This window comes from Verrucomicrobium sp. 3C (assembly GCF_000379365.1).
Taxonomy (GTDB): Bacteria; Verrucomicrobiota; Verrucomicrobiia; order Methylacidiphilales; family Methylacidiphilaceae; genus Methylacidimicrobium.
Window position 1 is genome coordinate 167,051 of record NZ_KB901875.1, and the last position, 16,603, is coordinate 183,653.

13 protein-coding genes and 4 pseudogenes are annotated in these 16,603 nt (G+C 62.1%); 11 read left to right on the forward strand and 6 right to left on the reverse strand.

All coding sequences use genetic code 11. The features are described 5' to 3' along the window. Positions 1-28 precede the first annotated feature (28 nt). The 4 genes and pseudogenes from A37A_RS0101105 (at position 29) to A37A_RS0101125 (ending at position 6,715) form a co-directional block, all read left to right on the forward strand. Positions 29-3,415 carry a DUF2126 domain-containing protein gene (locus A37A_RS0101105; RefSeq protein ID WP_018289707.1) on the forward strand — a complete coding sequence of 1,129 codons (3,387 nt, stop codon included), beginning with the start codon at positions 29-31 and terminating at the stop codon, positions 3,413-3,415. Positions 3,416-3,767: 352 nt separating this feature from the next. Beyond that, a pseudogene (locus tag A37A_RS21960) lies at positions 3,768-5,079 on the forward strand (circularly permuted type 2 ATP-grasp protein); the annotation flags it as partial. Positions 5,080-5,161: 82 nt separating this feature from the next. After that, positions 5,162-5,563, forward strand: coding sequence for an IS200/IS605 family transposase (gene tnpA, locus A37A_RS0101120; RefSeq protein WP_081616149.1), 402 nt, complete (start codon positions 5,162-5,164; stop codon positions 5,561-5,563). Between the two features lie 3 nt (positions 5,564-5,566). Continuing rightward, positions 5,567-6,715, forward strand: a complete 1,149-nt coding sequence (locus tag A37A_RS0101125) for an RNA-guided endonuclease TnpB family protein (protein WP_018289708.1) — start codon at positions 5,567-5,569, stop codon at positions 6,713-6,715. 636 nt (positions 6,716-7,351) lie between these two features. Here A37A_RS0101125 and A37A_RS14960 read toward each other — a convergent pair. Beyond that, positions 7,352-8,014 carry an IS3 family transposase gene (locus A37A_RS14960; RefSeq protein ID WP_018289710.1) on the reverse strand — a complete coding sequence of 221 codons (663 nt, stop codon included), beginning with the start codon at positions 8,012-8,014 and terminating at the stop codon, positions 7,352-7,354. 237 nt (positions 8,015-8,251) lie between these two features. Between A37A_RS14960 and A37A_RS0101140 the strand changes: the two genes are divergently transcribed. Beyond that, positions 8,252-8,731, forward strand: a complete 480-nt coding sequence (locus A37A_RS0101140; RefSeq protein WP_018289711.1) for a hypothetical protein — start codon at positions 8,252-8,254, stop codon at positions 8,729-8,731. Between the two features lie 258 nt (positions 8,732-8,989). Continuing rightward, a complete protein-coding gene (locus A37A_RS21000) occupies positions 8,990-9,826 on the forward strand; it encodes a hypothetical protein (protein ID WP_018289712.1) in 837 nt (278 codons plus the stop codon). On the opposite strand, the gene A37A_RS14965 is transcribed toward A37A_RS21000, so the two are convergent. Next, positions 9,823-10,068, reverse strand: a complete 246-nt coding sequence (locus A37A_RS14965; RefSeq protein WP_018289713.1) for a transposase — start codon at positions 10,066-10,068, stop codon at positions 9,823-9,825. The two genes, A37A_RS21000 and A37A_RS14965, sit on opposite strands and share 4 nt — an antisense overlap. Before the next feature lie 74 nt (positions 10,069-10,142). On the opposite strand from A37A_RS14965, the gene A37A_RS21005 reads away from it, so the two are divergent. Together A37A_RS21005 and A37A_RS17885 are read left to right on the forward strand one after the other, a co-directional pair. Further along, positions 10,143-10,337 (forward strand): SRPBCC family protein, encoded by a 195-nt coding sequence (locus tag A37A_RS21005; RefSeq protein WP_018289714.1) that lies wholly within the window; start codon positions 10,143-10,145, stop codon positions 10,335-10,337. 806 nt (positions 10,338-11,143) lie between these two features. Then, positions 11,144-11,641: pseudogene (locus tag A37A_RS17885) on the forward strand (DUF29 domain-containing protein). A 295-nt stretch (positions 11,642-11,936) separates the two neighbouring features. Here A37A_RS17885 and A37A_RS21010 read toward each other — a convergent pair. Continuing rightward, positions 11,937-12,511: pseudogene (locus A37A_RS21010) on the reverse strand (DUF3387 domain-containing protein); the annotation flags it as partial. Positions 12,512-12,555: 44 nt separating this feature from the next. Here A37A_RS21010 and A37A_RS21015 point away from each other — a divergent pair. The 3 genes from A37A_RS21015 to A37A_RS14985 all read left to right on the forward strand — a co-directional run bounded on the left by A37A_RS21015 (position 12,556) and on the right by A37A_RS14985 (position 14,875). Continuing rightward, a complete protein-coding gene (locus A37A_RS21015) occupies positions 12,556-12,888 on the forward strand; it encodes a hypothetical protein (RefSeq protein ID WP_231363715.1) in 333 nt (110 codons plus the stop codon). After that, a complete protein-coding gene (locus A37A_RS21020) occupies positions 12,860-13,255 on the forward strand; it encodes an integrase core domain-containing protein (RefSeq protein WP_231363717.1) in 396 nt (131 codons plus the stop codon). Before A37A_RS21015 ends, A37A_RS21020 begins: the two co-directional genes overlap by 29 nt. 156 nt (positions 13,256-13,411) lie before the next feature. Further along, positions 13,412-14,875, forward strand: coding sequence for a mechanosensitive ion channel family protein (locus A37A_RS14985; protein ID WP_018289719.1), 1,464 nt, complete (start codon positions 13,412-13,414; stop codon positions 14,873-14,875). Between the two features lie 263 nt (positions 14,876-15,138). On the opposite strand, the gene A37A_RS0101185 is transcribed toward A37A_RS14985, so the two are convergent. The 3 genes and pseudogenes from A37A_RS0101185 to A37A_RS21025 all read right to left on the reverse strand — a co-directional run. Further along, a complete protein-coding gene (locus A37A_RS0101185) occupies positions 15,139-15,381 on the reverse strand; it encodes a hypothetical protein (protein ID WP_155996394.1) in 243 nt (80 codons plus the stop codon). 106 nt (positions 15,382-15,487) lie between these two features. Then, positions 15,488-16,285 carry an ISAs1 family transposase gene (locus A37A_RS0101190; protein WP_026195569.1) on the reverse strand — a complete coding sequence of 266 codons (798 nt, stop codon included), beginning with the start codon at positions 16,283-16,285 and terminating at the stop codon, positions 15,488-15,490. 91 nt (positions 16,286-16,376) lie between these two features. After that, a pseudogene (locus A37A_RS21025) lies at positions 16,377-16,603 on the reverse strand (Druantia anti-phage system protein DruA); the annotation flags it as partial.

The following is a 16,603-nucleotide window of genomic DNA, read 5'->3' on the forward strand; positions in this document are numbered from 1 at the left end:
AGGCGCATGAACACCAGGAGGTATTCCCATGGGTATCCACGTTGCCATTCGCCATCGGACCGAATATCACTTCGACCGTCTCGTAACGATTTATCCCCATATCCTGCGCCTGCGCCCGGCGCCCCATTGCCGCACCCCCATCCTTGCCTACAGCCTCAAGGTCGCTCCGCAGAAGCATTTTCTCAATTGGCAACAAGATCCGTTCGCCAACCATCTAGCGCGCTTGGTGTTCCAGGAACGCGCCCGGTCGCTGCTCGTGGATGTGGAGGTCATTGCCGATCTGACGGTTCTTGATCCCTTTGATTTCTTTGTCGAAGAGAGCGCCGAACGCTGGCCCTTCCGTTACCCGGCGGCCCTTGCCAAGGAACTGGCACCGTATCTGGAGTGCGAAGCGGCCGGGCCCTTGCTGCAGACCTTTCTCCATGGCATGGAGCGGCAAGAGCAAAACACCGTGCTCTTTCTAGTAGCCCTCAATCAACGGTTGCAGAAGACCATTGACTATAGCGTGCGCATGGAGCCTGGCGTACAGAGCTGCGAGGAGACCCTGGCCTGCCATCTGGGCTCCTGCCGCGACACCGGATGGCTACTGGTCCAGATCCTCCGCCATCTGGGCCTGGCGGCCCGTTTTGTCTCCGGCTATCTGGTTCAACTCGTGGCCGATGAGAAGCCCCTGGAAGGCCCGGCAGGCCCCGCACAGGATTTTACCGACCTCCACGCCTGGGCCGAAGTCTATCTGCCGGGCGCGGGCTGGATCGGGCTGGACCCCACTTCGGGGCTCTTTGCCGGCGAAGGACACATCCCGTTGGCCTGCACCCCGCACCCGAGCACGGCTACGCCCATCGTCGGGGCTACCGATCCCTGCGAGGTGACCTTCGCCTTTAACAATACGGTGACCCGCATCCGGGAAACTCCACGTGTCACCAAGCCTTACAGCGAGCGCCAGTGGGCGGCCATCATGGACCTCGGCCAGCGGGTGGAGGCGCGCCTCGCGGCAGGGGATGTGCGCCTGACCATGGGCGGCGAGCCCACCTTTGTCGCTGTGGATGCCCGGGATACCCCGGAATGGAACAACGCTGCCCTCGGCGAGCAAAAGCGCGAGCGGGCGGAAATTCTGGTGCGCAAGCTGCAGCAGGATTTTGCCCCCGGTTCGCTGCTGCATAGCGGCGAAGGCAAGTGGTACCCCGACGAAGCCCTCCCACGCTGGGCCCTGGGACTCTACTGGCGCAAGGACCGGGTACCCGTGTGGCGGGATGCCGGCCTCCTCGCTATAGCGGGCGGGGACTCTGGCCGGACGCTGTCGGACGCGGAGCGCTTTGCCGGCACCCTCACCCGTTATCTTGGCGTGGCAGAGCAGTTTGTCCTGCCGGCCTATGAAGATGCGCTCCATTATCTGCAACAGGAGGCGGAGTTGCCCATCAACCTCGATCTGGCGCAGCTGCGGCTTGACGATGCCCGAGAACGGCGTTCCCTGGCCGACAAACTCTCCCGCGGCCTGAACCAGCCCGTCGGCTTCGTTCTGCCCCTTGCCTGGGATGAAACACGGGAAACCTGGCGCTCGGCGGCATGGACCTTTCGCCGCGGCCGACTCATCCTCATTCCCGGCGATTCGCCCCTGGGCCTGCGCCTACCCCTCGATGCCCTACCCTGGGTCGCCGAGGAAGACCGGGAAATACGTCCGGAGGTGGACCCCTTTGCGACGCACATGCCGCTGGCCGATATCCAGGGGGAGGTGGCGGCGCGCTACAGCCGCTTCGTGCCCTCGCCCGCTGCTGCCGAAAAGACGCAGGCCCCCGCGGATGCCGACGTTTCCCCTCGTCAGATCCCTCACACCGCCCTGGCCATCGAGCCCCGAGGGGGCGGCCTCTACGTCTTTCTGCCACCCCTGGAACGCCTGGAACATGCCCTGGACCTAGTCGCCGCCATCGAGGCCACGGCAGCGCACCTGGGCCTGCCGGTGGTGCTGGAGGGCTATCCGCCGCCCCGCGATACGCGCCTGGAAAAACTCCTGGTCACCCCGGATCCCGGAGTCATCGAGGTCAATATCCATCCATCCCGCTCCTGGACGGAGTTGGTGGCCAATACCGTCGGTCTTTATGAGGCCGCGCGGCAATCCCGTCTCGGGGCCGAGAAGTTCATGCTGGACGGTCGCCATACCGGCACCGGCGGAGGCAATCATATCACCCTAAGCGGCAACACTCCCGCAGATAGCCCCTTCCTGCGCCGTCCCGACCTGCTGCAGAGCCTCATCACCTACTGGCAACACCATCCCGCCCTCTCCTACTTCTTCAGCGGTCTCTTTGTCGGCCCTACCAGCCAGGCACCGCGTGTCGACGAAGGCCGCCACGAGGCCCTCTACGAGCTGGAAATCGCCTTTAGCCAGATTCCGCCGGGCGACGCGCACCAGCCATGGCTGGTGGATCGCCTCTTCCGCAACCTGCTGGTGGATGTGACCGGCAACACCCACCGCGCGGAAATCTGCATCGACAAGCTCTTCTCCCCCAGCGGCCCGGCCGGCCGCCAGGGTTTAGTGGAACTGCGCGCCTTCGAGATGCCGCCCCATGCGCGCATGAGTCTGGTCCAGCAGCTCCTGGTCCGAGCCCTGCTGCTGCGCTTCTGGGAACATCCCTATCGCCACGCCCTGATGCGCTGGGGCACCGAGTTGCATGACCGCTTTCTGCTCCCGCATTATCTCTGGGAGGATCTGCGCGAGATCCTGCTTGATCTCCAGGCCCACGACCTCCCTCTCGACCTAGCCTGGTTTGAACCCTTTCTGGAGTTCCGTTTTCCCGTTTACGGGCAGGTTCAGCTCGGTAACATCGGCATCGAACTGCGCGCGGCCATCGAGCCATGGCATGTGCTGGGGGAGGAGGTGACGGGGCAGGGGACGGCCCGCTATGTCGATTCCTCGGTGGAGCGTCTGCAGGTTCTGCTCAGCGGTCTGAGCGACACACGCCATGTGCTGGCCTGCAATGGCCGGCGCATCCCGCTGCGCAAGACCGGCACTCCCGATCAGGCTGTGGCAGGGGTGCGCTATCGGGCCTGGCAGCCGCCTTCGGCCTTGCACCCCACCATTCCGGTGCATTCCCCGCTCGTCTTCGATCTCATCGACACCTGGAATGGCCGCTCCATCGGGGGTTGCACCCTGCATGTCATGCACCCCGGCGGACGCAATTCCGAGCTATATCCGGTGAACGCCTGGGAAGCGGAAGCGCGCCGCCAAAGCCGCTTCGAGAGGATCGGGCATACCCCGGGACCCTACACGCCACCGCCGGTGATGTGGACCAGGGGGCCCGTAGCGGGGACCTTCGTTCCGGAGGGAAGCCACCCCGGTGCGATGGATGCGCCACCCGAGGAGACCAACGCCGATTACCCGGCGGTATTGGATCTGCGTCTGGGTGGTGCGTTGCCACGGTAATGGCATCGTCCGCATCCGGAATTTGCTCGAAGCCCGTGCATCAGGCCGAGGCGGGAGTCGAGTGGCACCCTTGCCGGACCCGGGCGAGACCTACCACGTCCATTGGCTGGCATAGTGATTGCTTCATTGACGTTGCTCTGGAGAGGCTCTTTGATCGGGTCAACCATGACGCTCTTGGTTTCCCTCGACTCGCATGAGCTCAACTTCTCGAACCGCCCGGTGCGGACCCGCAGGCCGGTGGTGTAGCAGGGGCGCAGCCTAGCGCCATCCGCTTATGCCGATCAACGCACAAGATGTGGCGAATAGGCACCCGCCACGCACAGGGGGAGTATGAGCCTGCTTTCTGAGACATATGGAGAGCAAATCGGCCCATGATGAGCTCGTCGACGCCCAGCAACAGCCCCGGCCCGCGGCCAAGGCCCTCTTTGCTCACTTGCTCAGTCTCGACCCAAGCGCCCTCGCCGCCCGCCGGCAGGCGGCCGAGGCCGCGATCCTGGCCATGGGCATCACCTTCACGGTCTATACGGAAGCGGGTAACATCGACCGCGCCTGGCCTTTGGACATCATCCCGCGCATCCTTTCCCGACGGGAATGGGAGCGGATCGAGGCGGGCCTGAAGCAGCGCCTGCGCGCCCTGAATCTCTTCATCGACGACCTCTACAATGCCCAGCGGATCATCAGCGACGGCGTCTTTCCGTGCGAGGTGCTGGAGGGGTCGCACAATTTCCGTCCAGCCTGTATGGGCATCCACCCGCCCTTTGGCGTCTGGACTCACATTTGCGGAAGCGACCTAGTGCGCGACCGGGATGGCACCGTCTATGTCCTGGAGGATAATCTGCGGGTGCCATCGGGGGTCTCCTACATGCTCGAAAACCGTCGGATCATGAAGCGCCTCTTTCCGGAACTCTTCCAGGGCTGCAGGGTCTTGCCCGTGGATGACTATACCAGCCGCCTCTACGATACCATGGCCGCCCTCTCCCCCCCGAACTGGGGAGCGCCCCGTAGTGGTGGTGCTGACGCCCGGCATTTACAACTCCGCCTACTTTGAACATAGCTACCTCGCCCAGCAGACGGGGTCCTATCTGGCGGAAGGCCCAGACCTGTTCGTTGGTCAGGATGACATCGTCTACCTCAAGACCATAGCCGGCCCCGAGCGGGTGGATGTCATCTACCGGCGCATTGACTACGAATACCTCGACCCCGAAGTCTGCAACCCGAAATCGGTGCTCGGCGTACCGGGCCTGATTACTGCCTGGCGCAAGGGCACGGTGGCCATTGCCAACGCGCCCGGCGCCGGGGTCGCCGATGACAAGGTAGTCTATGCCTTCGTGCCGGAGATCATCCGCTATTATCTGGGCGAAGCACCAATCCTGCCCAACGTGCCCACCTACCTGTGCATGCGCGCAGCGGACCTCGATTATGTCCTCGCCCACCTTGAGGAACTGGTGGTCAAGCCCGCCAATGAATCCGGCGGCTATGGCATGCTCATTGGGCCACAAGCCACCTCCGAGGAACGGGCCCGCTTTGCCGAACTCATCCGTGCCGATCCACGCAACTACATCGCCCAACCCACCCTCGCCCTCTCCACCGCCCCCACCCTGGTGGGAGATCATCTGGAACCCCGCCACCTCGACCTGCGGCCGTTCATAGAGTTCCTGCAAGGAAACCTGCGATTTCAATCGCGGGAGGAATTGCGGTTGCGCGGAACGCAACACGTGATGTAGTCTTTCCGACACACAACGAGTTATCACTAATCGCAATTGTGTTTACCAAACCGCATACCATGTGGTATGGTGCCCGAAGTATCGGATCGACGTGTTGACGGGACCGGTGGCCGAGGAAATGCGAGCGATGCTGGATTCGATTTGCGCGGAACGAGATTGGCCGATGATCTCCAAGGAGATTCAGCCGGACCACATCCATCTGTTTCTCAGCATACCTCCCGCCATTGCCGTGGCCGACGCCGTCAAGGTGCTCAAGGGCGTTACGGCTCGCTTGCTGTTTCAACGGTTTCCAGCACTTAAGGAGCGGTTGTGGGATGGACATCTCTGGTCTCCATCCTATTACGTCGGCACCGCCGGCAATGTCAGCGCGGAAACCATCCGTCGCTACATCGAACGATCCGAACACGTCACCAAGAGGCGATAGGCCATGATGCGCACGGCGTCGATCAAGTTGGACGCGTCGCCAGAGCAGCGAGCGGCGCTTGCCGCGCTGCAATCCGCCTTTGCGAACGCCTGCCAGCGACTTTCCGCCGTCGTTCGCGAGCATCGGGTCTGGAATCGGGTGGCATTGCATCAACGCGCTTATTCGGAGATGCGCTCCTCGACTCCGCTGGGCAGCCAGATGTGCTGCAATGCCATCTTTTCGGTCTGCAAGGCGTACAAGGCACTCAAGGTAACCGGACGGATTCCGAAAGACACGCCGGTTCCGGCAATCAGCTTCCAGCGCGCCAGCGTCCACTTCGACAAGCGCACCTACGCGCTCAAGAAGAATGCCGTCTCGCTTTACTCCCTGGGCGGACGCGTCATCGTTCCGATGCGTCTTGGGGAACACCAGCGGCGCATCCTCTCCTTCGGCCGGCCGAAGGAGGCGGAACTGGCGTTTCGGAAGGGGAACTGGTATTTCAACCTCGTCGTCGAATCCGACGACAAGGAGTCGATCGCATCCGGCCCGGTAATGGGCGTGGATGTCGGCGAAAACAATCTCGCGGCACATAGTTTGGGAGGGATATTCGGAGGCGGTCGCCTGTGCGATCGTCGCGACCACCATCTCGCCCTGCGTCGCCGTCTCCAGTCCAACGGCAGCCGAAGCGCAAAACAGAAGCTTCGGCAGGTCTCCGGCAAGGAGAGGCGGCACGTCACCCATGTGAACCACGAGACGAGCAAGGCCATCGTGCGGGAGGCGCTCGAGGCCGGAGTCTCCAAGATCACGATGGAGGACCTGACGCATATCCGAGACCGGATCAAGGCTGGCAAGCGCATGCGCGGAAGATTGCATCGCTGGGCCTTCCGGCAGCTCCAACGCTTTGTCGAGTACAAGGCGAAATCGGCCGGCATCGCGGTCGAATACGTCGATCCGGCCTACACGAGCCAAACCTGCTCGTCTTGTAAACAATTGGGCAGACGCACGAAGCATCGGTTCGCGTGTCCTCACTGTGGTCTCCGGGCGCACAGCGACTTGAGCGCGAGTCGGAATCTTGCCCGGATTGGCGGAACGGCGGTTCCGCCAAGGGCGGCCGTAAGCACGCCTAATGTTGGAGGTGCGGATGTTGGCAATCATGTCTGCGCTTCACAATAAAGCCTGCGACTTCAGTCGCGGGTTGTTTACGGCCCGATCCTCATCGGGCGAATGGGGCGAACCCGATTTATGGGCTTAGTAAAGCGAGCCGTCCTTGCCCTCTCGGTCGCGTGTGGCGTGGTTGCAGTAGGGCCGCCCAGAGCAGCCGCTCTAGGAGTAATCTGGCAACCTTTCGAACACCCTACGGTGGGTAACGAGGGTTCCGGTATCCACAGCGAGGTAAAAGGGATGGCGATCTACACCACTGCTCCCGCCAAGCCTTACGTGATCGTCGGGTTGATTTTTGCCCGCAAGGGTACGTTCGTCTCGGCGAGAACGAGGGCCGTGGCTCTCGCCAAGAAAGTCGGCGCGAATGCCTTGATGTTGCTGGACCCCGATCAGCTTGAGACGGGCGGAGATACGACAACCTCTGGAGACGTTCCAGAATACCGCATACGGTATACAGGCGTCGTTTACTATGCAGCGATCCAATGGTCCCGCGCTGCCCCTGCGCCGCATTCGCCACCGAATGATATAGCCGGAGAGCCGTCTTCGGATCGAGTAGACCGCGCCCTTCCTGCGCAAGCCGCGCCTCCCTAGGCGATCGGGGACGCGCTTTCTGTTGCAGCATTTCCATGCTCGTTCTCCCTCTGCGGTTCAACAGTAGGCCGGAAGGCATGACGGATGGAGGTCAACCCGGCTGTCTCGAGCCGCAGGAGAACGCTTGTAAGACAGGCGGATGGGTAAAGAGGATCGGCGCGCCCAAGGGAGTTTTGCTTCATGGACCACTGGGCTCGGCTGACTCCCCCGATCGCTATTGACGATCTGCGCCGAGCAGCCGGCTCGGGCCATTGCCGCCTCCAGGACGCGCAAGCAATGCAGCGTTGCCAGGCTCGGCTCCAGTTGCCATGCCATCACGTAGCGGCTGAACCATTCGAGCAGCGCTACCAAAAATGCAAAGCTGCTTCGCAGTCGCCCATTCGTTATGTCAATAGCCCGGACCTGATGCGGTCGCTCAATCGCCAGCCCGCGCAGCAAATACGGAAACACGCGTTGCCCGAATGCCGACAGGCTCAATCGCGGCTTCGGATAGACCGCCAGCAACCCCATTTGCCGCAACGAACGCCGCACCCGCTTGGGATTCACGGTGGCGCCTTCGCGTCGCAGGACCTCGGTCATCCGGCGCACACCGTAGAACGGATGCGCCGTATAAAGCTCGTCCAGGCGATGACACAACGAGATCTCCTGGGCATCCGAACCCACCGGCTCGTAGTAAAGCCCGCTGCGGTCCAGCCCGAGCAACTCGCGCTGGCGGCGCACGGATAGCTCGCCTAGGTAGTCAATCCTGACGCGACGAGCCTCAAGTGAGAGGGCCGAACTTTTTCAAGCCAGAGGTTTTCCACCTCCAACCGCCCGATCTGCTCGGGGCAGCTCCCGCTCCCGCGACTCGATGACCGAAAATCGCCGCGCAAGCCCCTGGCTTTAGCCATGGGGTGAGCGGCGAGGCAAAGCTTGATGGATATTTACGTGTCTGTATAAGATGCTGGAGAGCATTCGATGCGAGCCAAGACTCCATCTTTCATCGCCGAGTTTCCGTTGCGAACGACCGCGGCGGACGAGGTTGCCCTCTCCAAGCGCCTCGCAGCAGCACGCCAGACCTACAATGCCTCCTTGGGCGAGGCCCTTCGCCGGCTGGCCTTGATGCGGCAATCCAAGGACTGGCAGCACGCTTGCCGGATGCCGAAAACGGTCATGGATGAACAAAGCGGGAATCGGATCTCCAACAAGGAGCGATCCAGCCGCTTCCGAAAAACACAGGAACGATTCGGTTTTACTCGCGACTCCATCCAGAAGTTCGCGGAGGCATGCCGGGATGCCTGCTCCATCGGCGATCATCTCGGATCGCACGACACGCGGACCGCGAGTCTGCGGGCATTTCAGGCCGTCCAGGGCTATGCCTTCGGCGTTCGGGGCCGGCCAAGATTCAAGCCAGCCAGCCGGTTCCACTCGGGTCGAAGGCCAAGGGCGATGCCCTGATCCGGGTCCGGTTCCGGAAAGAACCGGTTCCGGCGATTCATTGGGCGGGCTTGGTCTTGCCGCTCGGGCTCGATCCGAAGGACAAGCGCGGCTGGCAGCGGATCGCGCTGGAAGCCCCGAACCAAATACGTCCGCATCCTTCGCAGGACGATCCGGTGCCGGATTCGCTGGTACGCGCAGCTCCTCCAGGAAGGACTCGCCCCGCAGGTTCGGCCCGCGGGAGAGGATGTCGTCGGGTACGATCTGGGGCCATCGACAGTGGCCTTCGTCTCCGAAACGGATGCAAGCCTGGAAAAGCTCTCTCCGGAAGTCGAGCAGCCCTGGAGGGAGACGCGGCGGATCTTGCGGTCCATGGACCGGTCCCGCCGGGCGACCAATCCTGGAAATTACGACACCGCGGGTCGGGTGAAGCGCGGCGTCAAGCGCTGGGTCCGGTCGGAACACTACAAGCGCAGGCGACGGGATCTCGCGGAAACCGAGCGGCGGCTGGCCGCCGCACGGAAGACCGCGCACGGCAATCTCGCGAATCGGATATTGGCGCAGGGAAAGACCATCAAGGGGGAGAAGCTATGCTATAGCAGTTTTCAAAAGAATTTCGGACGGAGCGTCAAGGTGCGCGCTCCGGGGATGTGGGTGGAGAGGATTCGCCGCAAGGCTGAAAGCGCGGCGGCGGCGGATTCATCCGAGATCGACCCCCGGAAGACCCGCTTGAGCCAGTTCGACCATACGACCGGGCACTACGTGAAGAAGCCGCTCTCTTTGCGGACGCACGTCTTCGGCGATGGCCGCACCGAGCCGGTGCAGCGGGATCTCTACAGCGCCTTTCTCGCGAAATGCTTCGAGAAGGATTTCCTCGACATCAGCCGGGTTGGAAAGTCCTGGCCGGGTGCGGAACCGCTCCCGCGACGGGCGATGTCGAGAGTGAAGAAACCAGCGAGCCGGGAGGGCTTGTCCCGACCGCACGTCAGGAACGTCAGAGCGGGTCGCCCGTCGAAGGGGAAAATGGGAAGCGGCTGCCCTCGCAGCCGTTCCGGCGAGGCCGGGGATGCTGTAGCGCAAGCGAGAGCCCCGGAGAGCCGGATCTCTATTCTCTAGAACCCCCTGGCTTTAGTCATGGGGAGTTTCAGCTGCGTCTCCCGCTCTGGCCGCCGGCCAAAGACTCCAGGCAGAGCCCGAAGCGCTTGCTTCTTCCAATGCCCCACCACGACCGGATGCACCCCAAATTCCGTGCTCAATTGGTTGAGCGTCTCGTCCTCGCGCAGCGCCGCGACGACCACCTTGGCCTTGAACTCCGCGCTGCGCCGTTGGCGCGTCCGTTTGCTTGTCTTGTCTGTCATTCCAGTGGCTTCTTTCTTAGCTTAACCACTGGTCGGCTTTTTAGGGAGCACTTCATACGACACCGCGCCCAAACATGAGCCGAACGATTGCAACCAAAATCGAGATCAAGGCTTCCCCCGTGGCTGTCTGGAATGAGCTCGTGGACTTCTCTTCTTATCCCCAATGGAATCCTTTCCTCCGCTCGGTTCGCGGGGAGGCCCATCCGGGCGCGCGACTTGTGCTTCGCGTCTGCGCTCCGCACTCTCCTCCGGGTTGGCATGAACGCTGAGGTCCGCGCGGTGGAGCCGAACCAGGAACTGTGTTGGACCTGTTACTGGCTTTCCCCACGCCTGCTGGCCGGGGACCATCGCTTCCTCTTCGAGATCCAAGGCCCGAAGAAAGTCCTCCTTCACCACGGGGAGACCTTTCACGGCCTACTCCTCCCTTGTCTTTGGCCACTGATGGAGCCGAGGAGCCGACGGGGGCTGGAGGCCATGAACGCGGCGCTCACAAGGAGCGGGCGGAAGCCCGCCAAAGCTAACCAACCTTCTTTGAGAAGCTTTCTCCTGCGGAGAGCCTGCCCGCCCCGCGCGAGGCAGCGGCCGGCATGCGTGCGGCTCACCGGAACTCCCGGCCGGATCGGGCTTCCGTGCTGATGCATCGCCCTTCGCACGCATGCCCTCCCCCATACCCCGGCGACTCTCCGCGGTGCCTCATTGCTCTCCTTCTCAGGGAAACGGCGGCCTTCGCTTCTGTCTCACGCGCTCGACGTCCGCATTGCCGGTTTCGAGGTTTTGTGCAGCGTTCACTTTCCTTAGGGCATGCTTGCTCGGCTCTCCCGCTTTCCGGGCCTTTTCCCAGAGGCTTCGACCACCGGCGTTACCGTCATAGCCGCATCGGGCGCCTCCGGCTGGAGCAATAGTTGCCGGGTGGGGATGACTCCCTCCCCACTGGACGATGCACCCTTGGTCACGGCGCACGGGGAAGGGAGAGGTGGGAGAGCGGCGCTTTCCGCTTGCGCCTCTTCCAGCGCACGAGGATCGTCACTACATGACGATGCGGAAGCTCTACGACCGCGATTTCTACGCTTGGAGCATGGAGACGGCTCGACTCCTACGCGCGCGGCGCTTCGCGGAGTTGGATCTCGAGGATCTGGCCGAGGAGGTAGAAAGCTCGGGAAAATAGCAACAGAGAGAGCTGTGGAATCGGCTTGGGACGTTGATGGAACATCTTCTTTACATCGCGTACCTGACGAAACCTTCGCAGGCAGAGAGATGGGGCTGGTACGATACGGTCCGGGAGCAGCGTCGCCAATTGGCAAAACTTTTGAAGGACAGCCCAAGCCTTAAACACCAGTTGGACGAGACGATGGCGGAAGCGTATGGCGACATCCGCGACGAAGTTATCGAAAAGTCTCGGAAAATGCACCGGGAGCGGGATATCGATTGGACTGTGGCCGAAGAAGATCTTCCGCAAACGTGTCCGTGGAAGATCGGCGAACTCTTGACAAAGGGCCTTTACTTCACGCGCGCCGAGCTGGACCATCCGGATGGAACCTCCCAGCCTCCGCACGTAAGCCGCTTCCGGCTTTAGAAGCTCGCATCTGGCGCAGTCTCAAAGCGCGCCGTTGCCCGAGTTCAAGCGGCCAACTCCCCTCGGGATACCCGAGAGCTTATGCATCCGATCGGGGGAAATTCGGTTCGCTCCATCTCAAGCGGCACGCGGATTCCGTGAGACTCATCCGCACCTGGAGGTTGAAATCGAGCCAACACCCCAATTTCATTCCGGGGACGACCATTCGCAAGCCGGCGAGGTGACAAGCCTACCGCCCACCCTGTCTTCTACGCCTCGCGCCAGTCGCAGCCTGAGCCCGCAGCAGATGCCCACTTCAGGCTACCGCCCATTCTGCTGAGAGCAGCGCAGCCTGCTCTCGAACCGTCTGCGTGGCCTTTTCCTGCTTGTCGGGCGGGTAGCCGTGCTTGCGGAGGATGCGCTTGACCAGCACGCGCAGTTGGGCGCGGACGTTCTCTCGCGCAGGGCCCAATCGATCGTCACGTTGTTGCGCACCGTCTCGACGAGTTCGCGGGCAATCGTTCGCAACGTCTCGTCCCCAAGCACCTTGACTGCGCTGTCGTTGGTCTCGGGCGCGTCGTAGAAAGCCAACTCGCCCTCGGACAGGCCCAACTCCTCGCCTCGGGCGTTCGCCTGCCGCATCTCCTTTGGGAGCTGGATCAGCTCCTCGATCACCTGCGCCGCCTCGATCGCACGGTTCTGATACCGGCGGATGGTCTGCTCCAGCATCTCGGCGAAGGATCGGGCCTGGACGACGTTCTTGCGGCGGCGGATGCTGATCTCCCCCTTGAGCAGTTTCCGTAGCAGATCGATCGCGAGGTTGCGCTGCGGCACGCCTCGCACCTCGACAAGGAACTCGTCGGAGAGGATCGAAATGTGCGGTTTCTGGAGCAGCTCGGGCTGCCGCTGGACGATCTGTCGGCCGTCATCCGCGAATGTTTATCGAACCCTCGATGACCGGCTCGGCCTTGGGCCGGCTCCTGCGACGTGGAGGCCATTCCCGGTTGCCTCAACCTGAAAAACCGGCCAATCCCACCCAACCCTTTCCAGTTTACCTGCCGGGCTATTTTCCTGTGGACCTCAAATACCTGCCCCAGATGGCCGACGAGACTTCTCGCCGTTATGTCTTCGTCGCCAAGGACCCCCGAGCCACCCGTTGGGTCTTCCTGGCGGTCAAGCGTGCGAAGACCCCGGCGGCCCGCCCGCAGCTTCCTCCACGCGCTGGCCAAAGCGGCACCCGTGAAAATCCGAACCATCCTCACCGATAACGGCAAGGAGTTCACCGATCGGGTCTTCGGCCAAGAACCCAAGGATGCTACCGGATCCCATGAGTTCGACGCGCTCTGCCAAGCATTGGGCATCGAGCACCGCCTGACCAAGCCGAAGTCGCCTCGCCCCGATGGCATGGTCGAGCGCTTCAACGGAAGACTGGCGCAGATCCTCCGTACTCATCACTTCCAAAGCTCCCTCGACCTGACAACCACGCTCCACCGCTACGCCTGGCTCTACAACGAACACCTCCCTCAAAAATCGCTCAATCATCAAACCCCACTTCAGGCCCTAAAAACATGGCAACAATCCCATCCGCAGCTCTTTCAAAAAACAGTACGCAATCATCCGGGACATGACAGCTAAGGCAGAAAACATCACCAATTAGGGTGTCGTCGATTTTTGAGGCAACGACCCTCACTCCTCGCACCCGTTCCGGTTTCCTTTATTTTTGAGGCAACAGGAGAAGGCGCGAGAGCGGTCGATCAAATCGTTGACATCCGTACCGGAGGCCATGCTAGGTTGAAGGCAGAGGGGCGGGTCGATCTCCTCGATCCCCCAGTTGATCCGTACCGGTTTTCCGCCGGCCGCAGGATTGCCGTTGGCCGCATGACCTACATGACCGCCGTAGTCTATTATTGGCCTTATCGATTGGAACAACTGCCTCTGGGAGAGGTGTCGGTCGCCTTGGCGCTTCTGATTCTGGGTGCGCTCCTGCCAAAATTGCTCGGCCTGTGGCATCGGAAGCCGATTTCTTGGCGGACGCCGAGCGAGCCGGAGGGGTGGCGGGACGGAATCCTAAGCTCCCTGCTTCCCCCGGTTCAAGTGGGCCTATGGGGGACCGCTGCCGTCATGACCGTTTTGGCGATATCCAACTATCTCCGCCAGTTTGGCGGGGAGGGGCTGCCTCGCCTATCGATCGTGGTCGGGGTGGAGGCGGTTTGGGCCTTGGCGTTCTGGTGGTTTCTCGCTCGGTTTATGGCGGTCGGCTTGAGTTGGCTTCGCCGGAAAACCGGCATTGGCCGCGGGCAATGGGCCGTCGTGCTCTTCCCCAGGCTTGTCCGTTTTGCTCATTTCCTTGCTCCCGCAATCGGATTGATCGCCCTGGAAAGCTTCCCCCTTTCCGACTTCTATCGGGCCATGCTTCATAAAGTTTTGGCCATTTATGGCATCGGTTTGATCGGCCTTGCGGCCGGGAATGGCGTGGCGGCGGTGGGCGACGCGATGCTGCGCCGCCACCCACTGAGCAGCTTGGATCCGGCCGCGAATTTACGCTCCCGAAAGCTTCAAACCCAGGTGAAGATGGCGACTCGGGTGCTCTCCTTCGTGATCGGACTATTGACGTTCTCCTCGGTTCTGATGCTCTTTTCCGAGGTCCGTCACGTGGGCGCGAGCCTGCTTGCCTCCGCCGGCATCCTCGGCGTGATCGGCGGCCTAGCCGCACAGAAGACGATCGGCAACGTCTTCGCCGGGTTGCAGATCGCTATGGCTCAACCGGTGCGCCTAGGGGACGTCGTGGTTGTCGAGGGAGAGTGGGGGACGATCGAGGAGATCACCCTGACCTACGTCGTGGTCGCCGTCTGGAATCAGATCCGCCTGGTTCTTCCGATCACCTATTTGATCGAGCATCCTTTCCAGAACTGGACGCGACACTCGAGCGAACTCCTGGGAATCGTGCATGTCTACGTCGACTACACGATGCCGGTGGAGGAGATGCGGAAATACCTCCTGGAAATCTGCCGGAACAATCCTCTGTGGGACGGGCGCGTGGCAGTCACGCAGGTTACCCACGCGACCGAGCGAACGATGAACATTCGCCTGCTGGTGAGCGCGCAGGACTCCTCGAAAGCCTGGGATCTGCGTTGTGCCGTTCGGGAGCAGATGATCGCTTTTATCCGCGAGCGATTTCCGCAATGTCTTCCCAAAATCCGCGCGGAATGGGAAGCGGGCGGAAAGGAAAGCAGGAGCGATCTTCTCGATGGATAGGACGGGAGACGAGTAGCAGCGAAGGGCGCAAGCGCCTCGGGCACGACCGGAAATCCACCGCGAGGTGCGCAAGCTGCTGCGGCCTCCTCCGCTGGCGGCAAAGCCGGTGGCCCTTCCCTGAGTCGTCTTGCTGGTGGAGAGCCCTCCAGCATCCGCTGGCCCTCTATGATCACTGGAGGCGATGTCATGCACCTTCAAGCCGAACGGAACGCCGCCCTCCGCGAGCGATGGCAGTTTACCCACAGGGTCTTTTGTTTTGGAGTTCATGCGGCGGCAAGGATGGCCAGACATTGTTTGGGACTGGAGAGGAGTCGTTCGCGGAAGTGTAGGAGGGATTGTGCGCCGAGGCGTTCGGATAGGAGCGAGAGGAGGGCGTTACGGATGAGGACGGAGTTGGCCAGCAGGTTGGGCTGACGGGAACGGGAACCGTCTTCGCCCATCCGGGCATCGCGTCGCCAATGGTTGCGGTTTTCCATCCCACCCCAATGTCCTCGGATCCAGTCCAACCATTCTTGGGGCGCATACGGATCCGGTGGCGCGCTGGAGAGGTAGTAACGGGACTCGATGCTGGTGAGGGCGCTTTTTTCTTCGTGCGCTGGCTGCGCACCACGATCAGGGAGCGGGCAAAGGGGAAGTCGACGACCAGGGGCTCGATGGAGAAGGCATGGAGCCCTCGGGTTTCGACCCGGCCATGACCGGATCGGTTGTCGGTAAAAAGGGGGTGTCGGGCAAAGCATCCAAGGCTTGAGCCTCTTGGAGCAAACGAGGCTGATTTCCCTTGATCCCGAACAGGTAATCGCCCCCTTTTTCGACGATGAGACGGGCTTGGCGCCGCTGACAATGCAATGGGTCGGCCGTGATGATTTTGCCATCCAGGGCCGGCAGCTTTTCCAGCAGCGCCACCGCCGCGCTTTGTTCGCAACGGGGCGTGTCCTGCTTTCGGTCGTGGACCGCCACCGCTTGCGGGGCGCCGTCCTCCTGTTGGGCCATGGTCAGGAGGCCAATGTGATGACGAATCATTTTGCCGTCCAAGGCCAGCGCCTGCGGCAGCGTGCCGCCCTGTGCTTGCAACCAGTCGGTGAGCCTGGAAGCGAAGGCTTCGGGATCCATGCGGGTGAGCACTTGGTAGAAGACACTGTAGCCGGGAACCGGATGAAAGCCACCCGTGCCTTTCTTGAGCGGCAAGCCCAGCCGACGGCGTTGGGGCTGGGTCAGACTGGTGGCAAAACGGGCGATCTCAGCGATCTCCCGCCGCCCAGCCAAAAGCGCCATCGCGATCAAGGTCAACACCGACCCGACCGGATAGTGGGCGTTCTTCTTGCGCGGATCGGGCGCTTTCCAAAAGACCTCCAGCAACGATTCGAGCTGTTGGGCGTTGACCGGCAGCGTGCCCGAGGGTCTCGCGCTCAAACCGGCGCGGCACTCTTCGGGTAATTGGGCCGCCCGTAAGGTTTGCCGCGCTTGGACCGAAAGAGGACGCAGCCAGAGCCGCTTGGACCGGTCATTGGGCAGGTAAAAATCGGCCCGATGGCGGCTGTAGCCCGCGCTGTAGGCCTACCGCCTCCCAGTTGCACGCCTTGTAGCAGGTCCCCGCATAGGCCTCCGGATCGGTGAAGCTCTCGGCCAAGAGCGGAGTGTATCCAAAGCGATCCCGCCACTGTCCCGGCAACGCCCGCAAGGCCGCTCCCAAAGCTTGAGAGGCCAGATTGGGTGCCTGCCCCTTGGGGG

What these genes read in the sequence shown, in the direction of transcription:
- A37A_RS0101105 (WP_018289707.1), top strand. Translation starts at nt 29, where the DNA reads ATGGGTATCCACGTTGCCATTCGCCATCGGACCGAATATCACTTCGAC.
- A37A_RS0101125 (WP_018289708.1), top strand. Translation starts at nt 5,567, where the DNA reads ATGATGCGCACGGCGTCGATCAAGTTGGACGCGTCGCCAGAGCAGCGA.
- A37A_RS0101140 (WP_018289711.1), top strand. Translation starts at nt 8,252, where the DNA reads ATGCGAGCCAAGACTCCATCTTTCATCGCCGAGTTTCCGTTGCGAACG.
- A37A_RS14965 (WP_018289713.1), bottom strand. Translation starts at nt 10,068, where the DNA reads ATGACAGACAAGACAAGCAAACGGACGCGCCAACGGCGCAGCGCGGAG.
- A37A_RS21005 (WP_018289714.1), top strand. Translation starts at nt 10,143, where the DNA reads ATGAGCCGAACGATTGCAACCAAAATCGAGATCAAGGCTTCCCCCGTG.
- A37A_RS21015 (WP_231363715.1), top strand. Translation starts at nt 12,556, where the DNA reads ATGTTTATCGAACCCTCGATGACCGGCTCGGCCTTGGGCCGGCTCCTG.